General features: G+C 40.3%; 8 protein-coding genes. 2 read left to right on the top strand and 6 right to left on the bottom strand.

What is annotated here, in order from left to right; all coding sequences use genetic code 11:
- Positions 1-54 precede the first annotated feature (54 nt).
- Positions 55-294, top strand: a complete 240-nt coding sequence (locus CHELV3228_RS00160) for a DNA cytosine methyltransferase (RefSeq protein ID WP_371819586.1) — start codon at positions 55-57, stop codon at positions 292-294.
- 121 nt (positions 295-415) lie between these two features.
- On the opposite strand, the gene gltB is transcribed toward CHELV3228_RS00160, so the two are convergent.
- From gltB to CHELV3228_RS00130, 5 genes are all read right to left on the bottom strand, one after another.
- Positions 416-4,888: a glutamate synthase large subunit gene (gene gltB, locus CHELV3228_RS00155; RefSeq protein WP_082198984.1), complete on the bottom strand. Its 4,473-nt coding sequence runs from the start codon at positions 4,886-4,888 to the stop codon at positions 416-418.
- A gap of 15 nt (positions 4,889-4,903) precedes the next feature.
- Positions 4,904-5,686, bottom strand: coding sequence for a DUF1796 family putative cysteine peptidase (locus tag CHELV3228_RS10180; RefSeq protein ID WP_167562775.1), 783 nt, complete (start codon positions 5,684-5,686; stop codon positions 4,904-4,906).
- A gap of 56 nt (positions 5,687-5,742) precedes the next feature.
- Positions 5,743-6,261, bottom strand: coding sequence for a translation initiation factor IF-3 (gene infC / locus CHELV3228_RS00140; protein WP_082198982.1), 519 nt, complete (start codon positions 6,259-6,261; stop codon positions 5,743-5,745).
- Positions 6,258-8,066, bottom strand: a complete 1,809-nt coding sequence (gene thrS / locus CHELV3228_RS00135) for a threonine--tRNA ligase (protein WP_082198981.1) — start codon at positions 8,064-8,066, stop codon at positions 6,258-6,260. The genes infC and thrS overlap by 4 nt, the downstream gene beginning before the upstream one ends.
- Before the next feature lie 69 nt (positions 8,067-8,135).
- Positions 8,136-8,939, bottom strand: coding sequence for an undecaprenyl-diphosphate phosphatase (locus tag CHELV3228_RS00130; RefSeq protein ID WP_082198980.1), 804 nt, complete (start codon positions 8,937-8,939; stop codon positions 8,136-8,138).
- A 145-nt stretch (positions 8,940-9,084) separates the two neighbouring features.
- On the opposite strand from CHELV3228_RS00130, the gene CHELV3228_RS00125 reads away from it, so the two are divergent.
- Positions 9,085-11,058 (top strand): OPT family oligopeptide transporter, encoded by a 1,974-nt coding sequence (locus CHELV3228_RS00125; protein ID WP_082198979.1) that lies wholly within the window; start codon positions 9,085-9,087, stop codon positions 11,056-11,058.
- Between the two features lie 386 nt (positions 11,059-11,444).
- Here the strand turns inward: CHELV3228_RS00125 and flgE are convergent, their stop codons facing one another.
- Positions 11,445-13,964 carry a flagellar hook protein FlgE gene (flgE, locus tag CHELV3228_RS00120; RefSeq protein ID WP_082198978.1) on the bottom strand — a complete coding sequence of 840 codons (2,520 nt, stop codon included), beginning with the start codon at positions 13,962-13,964 and terminating at the stop codon, positions 11,445-11,447.
- Positions 13,965-13,970: the final 6 nt, after the last annotated feature.

Here is a 13,970-nt window from a genome sequence, read left to right as displayed (position 1 = left end):
CCTTAAGTAATGAACTCTGTTTTTTATATATCTTTGCCAAAAAACACTATTGTTTTGTCAGCTTTATTTCAATCCATATCCCACCCATCACGATGTGGTGTCGCAATCCACCCTCATCCAAATTTGCATAGAAGATTAAGCGTAAGAGAGTGTGCAAGAATTCAAAGTTTTCCTGATGATTTTATCTTTTACAGAGATAACGGAGCAGCTTACGCTCAAATAGGCAATGCCGTCCCACTGCTATTGCTAATGAATTTAGAAAAACCTTTGATTCAAAACCTAAAAAAAGCTTAACCCTAAAGAGTAGAAGTTGCCTTATGGTGTTTTTTAGGATAAAGGGATAAAATTCAAGATATTTTATAACATCTTGTTGCATCAAAGCATTTATTAATAAAATATCTTTTTTGGTTTTGTTTTATTGTCTCAATTTCCTAAACGCAGCCAACTCAGGCTCTTTTTCATTTTTACAAAGTTCTAGCATTTTAAGCATTTTTTCATAATCACGAGGCATAATCTTAAAAAAATCTTTCCTATCAAACTGAGCCATTATCCCTTTTGCTTTTTTCGAATCCGTATAGTCAATGTGCCTTTGTATCATCATTTTAAGTTCTTTTTCATCCTTTGCGTTAAGCTCTTTGATATCTACTAGCTCTTTATTAACATTTGCTTCGTTATGTCGTCCTAGGATATAGGCTACGCCCCCACTCATCCCCGCAGCAAAATTTGCCCCCACATCGCCAAGCACTACCACACAACCCCCTGTCATATACTCACAGCCATGCACTCCTGTGCCTAAAACCACAGCTTTAGCGCCAGAATTTCTTACGCAAAAACGCTCCCCCGCTATGCCGTCTAAATACACTTCCCCCTCCGTCGCACCATAAAGACAGGCATTTCCTGCTATGATGTTTTCCTCAGGGCTAAAGCTTGACTCGCTTGAAGTTTTAGCGATGATTTTACCCCCACTCAAACCCTTGCCCAAGTAGTCATTGCTATCGCCGATGATTTCTAGCTTTATGCCCTTAAGCAAAAATGCCCCGAAGCTATTGCCTGCATTTCCTATTGCTGTGATTTGTATGCTGTCTTCTTTTAAAGCTTCTTTACCATAGCTTTTTAAAAGCTCACTTGAGAGCATAGTGGCAAAGGTGCGGCTTTGATTTCCTACTTCAAGGCTAAGTTTTATAGGCTTGTTTTTTGCCACCGCATCTTTGCAAAGCGGAAGTAAAATTCTATAATCAATCGTCTTTTCAAGCTTACTATCTTTATGTTCTTTGAAATGCACGGCGGTTTTATTATAGGTTGGCAGGGCTTTTAGGATATTATCTAAGTTAAGTTTATTTGCCTTGCCGCTCACTTCTTTTTGGCGGAGTTTATCCACGCGTCCTATCATCTCATCAAGGCTTTTAAAGCCCAGCCTTGCCATATATTCTCTTAATTCTTGTGCGACAAAATGCATAAAATTGACCACTTCTTCAACCTTACCATTAAAACGCTTTCTAAGTTCCACATCTTGCGTTGCTATGCCAAAAGGGCAGGTATTAAGATGACAAACACGCATCATTGTGCAGCCCATTACGATTAAAGGTGCAGTGGCAAAGCCAAATTCCTCTGCCCCCAAAAGTGCAGCTATGGCTAAATCACGCCCATTCATTAGCTTCCCATCCGTTTCAAGTTTTACCCTGTCTCTTAAGCCGTTGAGGATTAAGGTTTGATGTGTCTCAGCAAGTCCCATTTCCCAAGGAATTCCCGCGTGAGGTATGGAGGTGCGGGGACTTGCTCCCGTGCCGCCGCCATAGCCTGAAATGAGGATTAAGTTCGCCCCTGCCTTAGCTACGCCAGCAGCCACCGTGCCTATGCCATTTTCACTCACAAGCTTGACTGAAATTTTTGCATCTTTGTTGGCATTTTTTAAATCATAAATGAGCTGGGCTAAATCCTCGATAGAATAAATATCGTGATGCGGTGGGGGAGATATGAGGGTAACACCCGGCGTTGAGTGTCTAGCCTTAGCTATCCAAGGATAGACCTTAAAGCCCATTAGCTGTCCGCCCTCGCCCGGTTTTGCACCTTGTGCGACCTTGATTTGAATTTCTTTTGCGTGGTTGAGGTAGTTTAAATCCACACCAAAACGCCCACTTGCTACTTGCTTGATAGCGGAATTTTTGCTTAAATTTTCTTTTTCATAGCGGCTTTCATCTTCTCCGCCCTCGCCCGAATTTGACTTTGCGCCTATTTGATTCATCGCCTGGGCTAAACACTCGTGTGCTTCTTTTGAGATGGAGCCGTAGCTCATAGCACCCGTGCGAAAGCGCTTAACTATGCTTTCTACGCTTTCAACCTCATCAATGCTAATCGGCTCACTAAAATCAAATTCCATTAAGGAGCGTAGATGAATTTGCTTTTGATTGAGAATAGTGGAGTATTTTTTAAAGCTTTCATAGTCTTTATTTTTACACGCTTCTCTTAGATGAAAAATAGCCAAAGGGTCGATTAAATGCTCTTCTTTTTCGCTTCTAAAGCCGTGAATTCCAAGTGAGTCTAAAGCCTTGCTTGTATCTTTAAAGGCTTTAGCGTGAAGCTTTAGCGTTTCTTTTTCTATGTCGCTTAAATCTATGCCTTCTATGCGTGAGGTCGTGGAGCTAAAGTATTTTTCCACCACTGATGAGCTTATGCCAAGGCACTCAAAAAGAGCGGAGCCATTATAGCTTTGTAGAGTGGAAACGCCCATTTTAGAAGCGATTTTAACTATACCTGCCGAACTAGCCTTGATGAAATTTTGCACAGCTTTTTCATAAGAAAGCCCTAGTTCTTTTTTTTCTATCAAGTCCTTAATGCTTTCATAAACTAAGTAAGGATTAATCACCGTAGCCCCATACCCTAAAAGACAAGCAAAATGATGAATTTCTCTAGGCTCACCACTTTCTAGCACTATACTAGCATGGGTTCTTAAGCTCTTTCTTACAAGGTAATTATGTAGCCCTGAAACGGCAAGTAAGGACGGGATATAAGCCATTTTCTCACTCACACTCCTATCGCTTAAAATCACCACACAAACGCCTTTTTTAATCTCTGCTTCAACTTTTATAAAAAGCTCTTCTAAAGCCTCTTCAAGACTTTTTTTCTTAAAGTCATAAGCAATAGAAAATTCCTTTACTTTGAAATTTTTTAAATTTTTAATTTTAAAAAGCTCTTCGTTGCTAATGATAGGCAATTGGATTTTTACCCTGTTAGCGTTGGTTTCGTTTGGTTTTAAAAGATTTCCCTCGCGTCCTAGATAAATTCTTGTTGAAGTAACAACTTCTTCACGCAGAGCGTCAAGGGGAGGGTTGGTAACTTGAGCAAAAAGCTGCTTAAAATAATTAAATAAAGGCTGATACTGCTGTGAAAGAACTGCTAAAGGCGTATCCACTCCCATAGCCGCCAAAGCTTCTTTACCTGAATTTGCCATAGCCAAAACGCTAAGTTTTAGCTCATCATAGCTCCAGCCAAAAGCCTTTTGCAGGGTCAAAATTTCCTCTTGTTTTAAAAACTCGTGTTTATAGGCTTTGCTCTCTTGCTTTTCAAGCTTAATCAAATTTTCAAGCCATTTTTTATAAGGCTTGGCATTAGCATAATGCTCTTTTATCTCGCTGTCTGCGATGAGCCTCCCCCTAGCAGTATCTACAAGCAAGAGTTTGCCCGGCTCTAAACGCTTTTTAGCCTTGATATTTTTTTCATCGATTTTTAACGCTCCCGTTTCGCTTGAAAGGATTAAAAAATCATCTTTGGTAAGATAATATCTTGACGGACGAAAGCCGTTTCTATCTAAACTCGCTCCCATAATCACCCCATCAGTAAAAACGATAGCCGCAGGTCCGTCCCAAGGCTCCATTAAAACAGAATGATACTCATAAAATGCCCTTTTAGCGCTTGGCATATTTTCATTTCTATGCCAAGGCTCAGGCACCATCATCATAAAGGCTTCCTCCAAAGAGCGACCATTGAGAGTAAGAAATTCCAAAGTATTATCAAACATCGCAGAATCGCTACTAGGCTTAGCAATGATGGGAAAAAGCTCTTCTAAATTTTCAAAATAATCGCTTTGCATCAAGCCCTCTCTAGCCTTAATGCTATGCACATTGCCGTTAATGGTATTAATCTCGCCATTATGCACCATATAGCGATTGGGATGCGCTCTTTCCCAGCTTGGAAAAGTATTAGTAGAAAATCTTGAATGCACTAAGGCTATAGCAGATTTCATATTGACATCTTTAAAGTCTAGGTAAAAATCACTTAGCTGGGTAGAAAGTAGCATACCCTTATAAACTATGGTGCGTGAAGAAAAGCTTGAAAAATAAAATTTCGGCACGGCTACCGCCTTTTTTTCAATGTGGCGGCGCACGGCATAAAGCACTCTTTCAAACTCAAGTCCCGCTGCCACTTTTGTAGGCTTTTTCACAAAAGCTTGTAAGAAATAAGGCATAGCTTTTAACGCACTTTGTCCTAAATCGCTTGGATTAAAAGGCACTACGCGAAAGCCTAAAAATTCCAAATTTTTCTCTTTAAGCCCTTCTAAAAAAAGTGCTTTCGCCTCTTCTCTTGCATCAAAATTTGGAGATAAAAACATTTGTGCCACAGCATAATCGCCCTTTTTAGGCAAACTAAAGCCCAAATCTTGCGTTTTAAAAAAATCGTGAGGGATTTGTATGAGTATGCCAGCACCATCGCCTGAATTTTCCTCTGCTCCCGCTCCCCCTCTATGCTCTAAATTCATCAAAATTTCTAAAGCATCGCAAATGACTTTATAAGAGGCTATACCGCGTATGTTCGCCACAGCAGCAATTCCACAAGCGTCGTGTTCGTTTTTAGGGTGGTAAAGCCCCAAATTTTGGTTTTTTTCTAAGTGCATATCGCCTCCTTTTGATTATAGTTGTGTTGCATCAAGATCGCTTTCAATCTTTTTTGTAAAAAATGCCTTTCTTCTTTTACAGCTTCTAATGAAACGAATTTTGATTTCATTATAGGCATTTTTAAGCATTTTACTGCGTTTCATTATAATGCTTTGTTTTAACATTTGATTCCAAAAAGATATGTTTCCTCTAAAATCATCTTCTTTCTCAAAAACACTATAATGAATCAGTGTCAAATTCTCACCCAAATCAAATGTTTGCATTATCATTTCATCCTCTTGCAATTTTTCATTATGGCTAACATTGATGAGGTAATACCCCCCCCCCCCGTTTTTATTGAACAGCTTCGCAACTTTTTGTAAAAATTTACTTGCAGTTTTTAAATCAAAATCTCCACTACGCACAAAAACCACATTTTTGGAAGATAAGATGATGTTTTTTATAGTATTCCATCTACGAATAGCTTGCCCATTAACCCTTTTTGCTTGAATTTCTAAGTCTTGATTAGGGAAAAAGTAGTGTATGGCGAGCATATCATTATGATTGTCTTTAACTTCGAAAGGGTCTTGCTTGGTAATGGAGCAAGAGCGAAAGAAATCCTTGAAATCACTTTGAAATAAATCATACACAACTTCTAATTTATCATTAATCATCCAATCAAGAGGACAGGCTAATTCCCTTAAACGATTTCTTCTCAAATGATGTGCCACTCGACACATTGAGCCCACACTTAAAATAAAATCGGTTTTTATTTTTGGAAAATCAAAAGAATAGAATTTGTGAATTTGGTTTTGCATTTTTATCCTTTTTATGAAGATATAGATAAAAGCTTAGGGGTTAGATAAGGGTTAAATTAACCCTTTCTCGGCATCACAAGCATATTGACATAACGCCCTTCAAAATTTGGCTCTTTATCACGATTAGCCTTATCCTCAATGCTTTGCCAAATTTTTTCAAGCAAAGCTACGGCAATTTCGGGATTTGACATTTCACGCCCTTTTAAAAAGACACGAAATTTGACATGCTTGCCTTGTTCTAAAAATTCTAAGGCGTGTTTGACCTTATAGTTTATATCATTTTGCGCGATTTTAACGGAAAGCTTAATTTCCTTTACATCAATAACTTTTTGCTTTTTCTTCGCCTCTTTTTGCTTTTTTTCTTGCTGGTAACGGAATTTACCATAGTCCATAATCTTCGCCACAGGGGGCTTGGCATCAGGGGCTATTAAAACTAAATCAAGTCCCAAGCGATTCGCAATACCCAAAGCCTCATCACTATCAATAATCCCATAAACCTTACCATCATCGCCTATACAACGAAGCTCGTCCGCTCTTATTTCTTCGTTGAGCAACACCTCTTTTTCTTTACTCAAAACGCAACCTCATTCATTTTCTCCTTAATTAAATTGATAAATTCATCTAAGCTAAGATTTTTCTGCTCTTTAGCTCTTCTGTCTCTTAAAGCCACAGCCCTATTTGATAATTCCTCATCGCCTAAAACCAAAATCATCGGTAACTTTTGCTTTTCAGCGTTGCGGATTTTCTTACTTAGGCTTTCGTTTTTGTCATAAATTTCACTATCCACACCAAGTTCTAAAAGTGCTTTTTGTATGCCCTTTGCATAAGCTAAATGTGTCTCATTAATAATCACTATACCCACTTGAGTCGGTGCGATGAAAAAAGGAAATTCCCCCGCACAATGCTCGGTTAAAATTCCTATAAAACGCTCAAATGAACCTAAAATGGCACGGTGCAACATCACAGGGCGTTCTTTAGTGTTCTTGCTTGTAGTATATTCTAGCTCAAAACGCTCAGGCAAATTAAAATCCACCTGTATCGTCCCGCACTGCCATTTACGCTTTAGGGCGTCTGTGATTTTAATGTCAATCTTTGGACCATAAAAAGCCCCACCCCCCTCATCAATGCCATATTTTAAGCCCTGCTCGTCTAAAGCCTCTTTTAAAGCTCTTGTTGCCATTTCCCAAATGCTGTCATCACCTATGGCTTTTTCGGGCTTGGTTGAAATTTCCATCTCATAGCTAAAGTCAAAAAGCTTCATTAAATTATCCACAAAGGCTAGAATTTCAAGCACCTGCTCTTTAATCTGGCTTGGCATACAAAAGATATGTGCGTCATCTTGCGTAAATTCTCTTACCCTAAAAAGTCCATGCAAAACGCCGCTTTTTTCGTGTCTATGCACCACTCCATACTCAAAAAATTTCAAAGGTAAATCGCGGTAACTTCTTATTTCGCTTTGATAAATTTTAATATGCCCGACGCAGTTCATCGGCTTTATGCCATATTCTTGCTCGTCAATCTGCGTAAAATACATATTTTCTTTATAGTTTGCGTAATGTCCGCTAATCTTCCACGCCTCCGCTCTTAAAAGCTCAGGACCCCTCACAGGCTCATAACCACGCAAACGATGAATTTTATAAAGCAAATGCTCCAATTTTGAGCGAAGCCTTGCTCCATTACTCAGCCATATCGGCAAACCTCCGCCGATTTGCTCGTCAAAAGTGAAAAGCTTAAGCTCATTTCCAAGCTTTCTGTGGTCTCTTTTTTTTGCCTCTTCGATGATGTGCAAATATTCTTTCAAACTTTCTTTATCTGCGAAAGCTGTGCCGTAAATGCGTGTTAGCATTTCTCTTTTTTCATCACCACCAAGATAAGCACCTGCTATGCGTGTGAGTTTAAAAAAGCGTAGAAATTTCGTATTTGGAGCGTGAGGACCGCGACACAAATCCTCAAATTCCCCTTGCTTGTAAATGCTAACCTCATCGCTTGGGATTTTTGCCAAAACCTCTTGTTTTAAATCATCATCTTTAAATTTTTCTAAAGCTTCTTTTTTGCTTAAAGTGTATTTTTGAATTGTAAGCTTTGCCTCGGCAAATTCTTTCATTTTTTTCTCAATCTTGGCTAAATCTTCCTCACCAAGCTTCGTTTCCACGCGAAAATCATAATAAAAGCCATCTTCTATCACAGGACCCACGAAAAATTTCGCCTCAGGGTAAAGTGCCTTAATCGCTTGTGCCATTAAATGCGCACAAGAGTGGCGGATGACTTCTAAGCTTTCTTTAGAATTATCAAAATAAACTTTTTCAAAATCCTGATTTTCCACACTTTGCGTGTCTATTATCAGTCCATTATTTTTATACGCTATTAGCTCTTTTTCCATTATAACCTCTAATTTTTAAGGCAAATTGTAGCTTTTAAGGGCTTAATTTTTTTTGAATTTAATGAAAGTTTAAAGTTCAAACTCGCTCCCAGAATCTAAAATTCCACTCGAATAAAGATAGAAAAACAAAAGCCCCAAAAAAATGCGGTAAATCCCAAAAGGGATAAAATCAAATTTAGCGATGAATTTTAAGAAAAATTTTATCACAAAAACAGCCACCACAAAAGCCACCACAAAGCCTATAGCAAGGGGGGTAAAAGAAGAGGCGTTAGTCAAAAGGCTAGGTTCTTTATAAATGCTATAAGCGGTGGCGATTATCATAGTTGGCACAGCAAGTAAAAAGCTAAATTCCGCCGCGACTTTGCGGTTAAGTCCTAGCAAAAGCCCGCCGATGATACTCGCCCCACTTCTTGAAGTTCCCGGAATCATCGCTAAAGACTGCACTACGCCTATACAAAAAGCCTGCTTAAAGCTCACTTCTTCAAGCGAATTTATGGCATAATTTTTCTCCCTATGCCAAAGCTCGATAACGATAAAAACCACGCCCCCTAAAATCAGCATAAAAACCACAACATAGCCATTAAATAAAAGCTCTAAATGCTTTGCTACAAAAAGCCCGATTAAGCCCGTTGGAAAAAAGGCAACGCCAAGCTTAAGCCATAAAGTAAAACTTTGCAAAAGCTTACGCCAAAAGACAAAAAGCACCGCCAAAATAGAACCAAGCTGAATGATGATAAGAAAAGAGCGCCAAAATTCGTTCATTTCTATGCCTAAAATGGTCGTTCCCAAAATCATATGTCCCGTGCTAGAAACGGGCAAAAATTCCGTCAAACCCTCGATAATGCCAAGTATCAAAGCATATAAATTTTCCAAACCATACCCTTAATGCAAATTTAAACAAAATCTTACTTTAAATTTACAAATGCGAGGATATGAATTTTAAACTTTGCTGAATTTCATCTGCTTTTAAGAACTTTTTATATATCTTTTTGCTTTATCAAACTTTACAAGGACTGCTATGCAAGCTTCAAAAAATTTACGCGAACTTACCTTTCGTGGTTTAGTTTTGGGAAGTATCCTTACCCTTATCTTTACCGCTTCAAATGTTTATCTTGGGCTTAAAGTGGGGCTTACCTTTTCTTCCTCTATCCCTGCGGTTGTCATTTCTATGGCGGTTTTAAGCTTTTTTAAAAATTCAAGCATTTTAGAGAATAATATGGTGCAAACTGAAGCTTCCGCAGCGGGGACGCTCTCGGCTGTGATTTTTGTGATACCGGGACTTTTTATGTGTGGGTATTGGAGTGAGTTTCCTTTATGGCAGACTTTTATGATTTGTCTTTGTGGGGGAGTGCTTGGGGTGCTTTTTACCATACCTTTAAGGCGTGTTATGGTAGTGGAGAGTAAATTAGCCTATCCTGAGGGAAGAGCCGCCGCAGAAATTTTAAAAGTGGCAAACAAAGACCAAAGCGATAAAAAGGGCAAAGAGGGGGTCAAAGAAATCGCCTTTGGTGCGCTTATTGCTAGTGTGATGAGCCTTTTTAGCAGTGGCTTTAAGGTTTTAGCTGGAGAAAGCTCCTTAGCCTTTATTTGGAATAAAATGGCTTTTGGCTTTTCTATGGGCTATTCTCTAGCACTTTTAGGAGCTGGGTATCTTGTAGGGCTTGTGGGAGCGGTGGCGCTTTTTGTAGGAATGTTTTTAGCGTGGGGAGTTTTTACGCCTTATCTTTCTAGCTTTGAATTTACAAGCACAAGCGAGGCGGTGGATTTAGCAGGTAGTGTGTGGAAAGATAAAGTAAGGCTCATTGGCACAGGCACGATAGCCATAGCGGCACTTTGGACGCTTTTTGAGCTTTTAAAGCCTGTGATTGAGGGAATGAAAGATTTAGTCAAACACGCTAAACTTGCCCCAGAGACGAGCAAACAAGACCTTTCTATCAAAAGCATTATGATTTTATTTATCATCACACTTATAGGACTTTTTGCGACTTTTTATAGTTTTGTGAGCGAAGCAAATTTAAGCCTTTCTTACCTCTTGCTTTTTAGCGTGGGTGGGACGATATTAGCGGTTTTAATCGGCTTTTTTGTCGCGGCGGCTTGTGGCTATATGGCAGGACTTGTAGGTTCATCGTCAAGCCCGATTTCAGGGATAGGCTTAATCGCCATTATCATCTCTTCTTTGATGATTTTACTTGTGGGAGCGGAGATTTTTAAAGATGAGTTGTTTTCTAAATTCGCCATCGCTTTAGCCATTTTTATCACGAGTGTGATTTTAGCCACGGCTGCCATTTCAAATGATAATTTGCAGGATTTAAAAACAGGGCATTTAGTTGGGGCGACTCCTTGGAAACAGCAGGTTTCTTTGCTTATAGGTTGTATTTTTGGGAGTTTGGCGATTACGCCTGTTTTAAATTTGCTTTATCAAGCTTATGGTTTTGTGGGGGCTATGCCTCGCGAAAATATGGACGCTAGCGCTGCTTTAGCCGCCCCACAGGCAAATCTTATGAACACCATCGCACAGGGCATTTTTCACCAAAATATAGAGTGGAAATACATTATCTTTGGCGTTTGTGTAGGCATTGTCATCATCATCACCGATAAGCTTTTAAAAAGAAGCGGTAAAATGCTCCCACCTTTAGCCGTTGGGATAGGAATTTACCTCCCACCAGCTGTTAATATCCCTTTAGTTATAGGCGGAGTTTTAAAATATCTTGTGATGAAAAAACTTGCCAAAAAATACGCCAACAACTCGCACAAGGACGAAAAACTTGCCAAAAGTGAGCAAAGAGGCACACTTTTTGCCTCTGGGCTTATCGTTGGGGAAAGTCTTTGTGGGGTTATCATCGCTGGGATTACGGCATTTTCTTTAAGTCGTGGCGGAAGTGAAAGTCCGCTTGAGCTTGGACTTAGCGTGCATAATAATGAGCTTTTAGCCCTTATATTTTTCATCAGTGTGGTGCTATTTTTTACTAAACGCATTTTGAGAAAAGATTAAGCAAGGCTTTTACGCTTTGCTTTTTTCCACTCTTTCCACAAAACCGCTAAATCCACACGCAGAAAATAAATTCAAGTATTAATAAAATGAAGAAATATTGCAACCCACTCTAAGAGCGGGTTAGCAATAAATTGAAGGCAGTCAAGCCTAGTATTACAAGACTAGCGAACTAGGCTTGTAAAGCTGGGCTTTTTAGATTAGCTTAGATTACCACGCCGACAAGTCGGCTCGTAATGACGGATGACCCTCGTCTTATGGGCGTAGCGTGGTATCCACTAACTAAATTCGTCATTGCGAAGCCTGTTAAGGCTGAAGCAATCCCCTTAGTTTAAAGACTAGATTGCTTCAATGCTCCGCATTTTCGCAATGACGACTACCCTAAATCCCTACTGCTTAAGCTGTAAAAGCGTGTTAAGCATTTGGTCGCTCGTGCTTATGGTTTTTGAGTTGGCTTGATAGCCTCTTTGCACCACGATGAGCTGAGTGAGTGAGCGACTTAAATCCACATTACTCATTTCAAGCGCTGAGGTTTTCATCTCTCCGCGTCCGCCTGTTCCTGCTTCACCGACTACGATGTCGCCACTATTTCCCGTTACTTTGAAGAGGTTTCCGCCGATTTCTTCAAGTCCTGAGTTATTTGCCACACTCGCCATAGCGATTTGAGCCACGGAGAAAACTTTTCCATTTGTAAATTCGCCTAAAATGTGTCCTTTGTCATCGACACGGATAGCATCAGGCTTTAAATTCCCTGAAGCGTAGCCATCTGTGGCTTGGTTGGTGAGCGTTGAAGCAGAGCTTGAGCTTACAAGTCCGTCATTTCCACCGCTTGTTCCAAAGCTAAGTTTTATCTGCTGGTTAGGCATAGCACCGTTATTTGGGCTAAAGTTAAGCGTTTTGGGGTTATAACTCGCCAAAGAGCCGTCATTATTAAAACGCGCTGTTCCTACGACTATGTTAGCCGGTCCATCGCCTGTTGTGTTGATTTCGGCAGGTTCTGGCACACGGATTATCATTTGCCACTCGTTACCGCCGTCCTGGGTGGTGGTTTGCTTGACAAACTGCACTTCTAGGGTGTGCTTGTTACCAAGTGAGTCAAAAATTTCAAGTCCTGCTGAAAAGGCTGAAAGCTTAAGTTGTTCGCTTTCTTTTTTCATACTACCCACAGTTTGCACCCCGTCAAAGGCTTTAAAGATTTTCGTAAAGGCGTCATTTGTGCTGACCTTACCTTGTTTATCGGTGTAGGCTGTTACATTGAAATTTAGGTCGTGGTTCGTCCTATTAACGCCGTTGATACCTTGCGGTGGGGTTGTTGTTTTATTTGGGTTTGAAATGGAGTAATTTCCATTTTCTGTTATGGTTACAGTTACGCCCTCATTGACATCTTCCCCTGTCGTTTCAAAGCCACCTGAGCCATTATAATCAACCCCATATCTCGCGTCTCTTTGTAAAAGCTCTCTTAAGTCTTCAGTGGTTCTAAATTGTCTTACTTGAGTGTTTAAAAGTCCACCTTTCACCGCTAGGTTATAGTTATTTTCTGGGGTTCCGAGAGTATTTAAGTCCACTTGATTCCAAGTTTTCCCACCATCGGGGTTATACATAGGGGTGATTTGCACAGGATTTGAGCTATAGACATATTTATGTGCGGTTACGATTTGGACATGGTTTTGATTATTTTGGAAGTTACCCGCTATCCACTTGGAGTCCGTTCGAGCTTGGAGGGAGTTGAGTTGCATAGCATTCCAGTTAAAGTTGCCATTAGCTACTAGCACGGTTTGAAGCTCACCTGCTTGGTTTCCTGCGTTGATTTGCAAGTCGATGTTTTTCATATTATCGGTGGTGCCGTTTGAGTTGGTGTTGGTAAATGTTATGCCTGAGCCATCTTGCTTTTTAGTCGCTACCACGCCTGTGCCATCACGCCCGTCAGTTGGGTTGGTGAAGGTGTTGATATAATTTATCGCTTCATCGAGGCTTTTGATATTATCATTTGTGATTTGCACTCCATTTAGCGTGATGTCCATTTTTACAGGTTTATTTTGGTCGCCCCAGAATATGACATTTTGCTGTTGAGTTTTATTATTTGGGTCGAAGACATTTGAGTTGCCTTTGTCGGTTTCAAATTTCGCGTCTGTGTAGCTCACCCAAATGCCCTGTCCGTCTCTTAAATTTAGCCCTTGTCCGCTGCCGTTAAACAAAGCTCCAGCATCCACACCCTTTTCTGTTACTTCCATAGAATTTTTAGAAGTGGAGTAAAACTGAGTTGTGCCGACATCGTTTTCGTCTTTGGCTTCACCTGTTTTTTTATTCCACCCGTGAACGGAGTCAAGTCCGTAAATAGGACGGGCGGCGTTGCCGACATTAAGACCACTATTAAGATTCGCTTTTATCGCTACTTCGGTGGATTTTGCCGCTGGGATGTGCATACCTGGGTCGATGAAGATATTTTGCGGAGAGCGAGAGGTATCGATACTTTGGTCGTCCCAGTTGATGTTCCAGCCCTGCACGACTAGACCTGCGTTATTGACAAAATTCCCATACGCGTCAAGCTTGAAGTCCCCGCTTCTTGTGAGATAGCGAGTAAGTCCGCCGTCATCGCTCACCATAAAAAAGCCATCGCCGTTAATCGCGACATCGGTATTTTTATCTGTGGTTTGCACTGAGCCTTGAGAGTGAATTCTTGTTGTAGAATTTATGCTCGTGCCAAGTCCTATTTGCAGAGGATTTTGTCCGCCTAGATTTTCCGTAGGCACAGTGGCTATTTTAACCGTTTGAGAAAACATTGTGCCAAAATCCGCACGGGAGTATTTAAAACCTGTGGTATTAACATTGGAGATGTTATTACCCTCGACATCCATTGCTATCTGGTGGGCTTGCATACCGCTAACACCAGACCAAAGAGAACGCATCATAGTGAA

The organism is Campylobacter helveticus (assembly GCF_002080395.1).
Taxonomy (GTDB): domain Bacteria; phylum Campylobacterota; class Campylobacteria; order Campylobacterales; family Campylobacteraceae; genus Campylobacter_D; species Campylobacter_D helveticus.
This window is presented reverse-complemented; position numbering and strand designations above follow the sequence as displayed.

Excerpts from the sequence above, each read along its gene's own strand:
- flgE (WP_082198978.1), bottom strand. The coding sequence starts at position 13,964 with ATGATGCGTTCTCTTTGGTCTGGTGTTAGCGGTATGCAAGCCCACCAG.
- CHELV3228_RS00125 (WP_082198979.1), top strand. The coding sequence starts at position 9,085 with ATGCAAGCTTCAAAAAATTTACGCGAACTTACCTTTCGTGGTTTAGTT.
- CHELV3228_RS10180 (WP_167562775.1), bottom strand. The coding sequence starts at position 5,686 with ATGCAAAACCAAATTCACAAATTCTATTCTTTTGATTTTCCAAAAATA.
- thrS (WP_082198981.1), bottom strand. The coding sequence starts at position 8,066 with ATGGAAAAAGAGCTAATAGCGTATAAAAATAATGGACTGATAATAGAC.
- gltB (WP_082198984.1), bottom strand. The coding sequence starts at position 4,888 with ATGCACTTAGAAAAAAACCAAAATTTGGGGCTTTACCACCCTAAAAAC.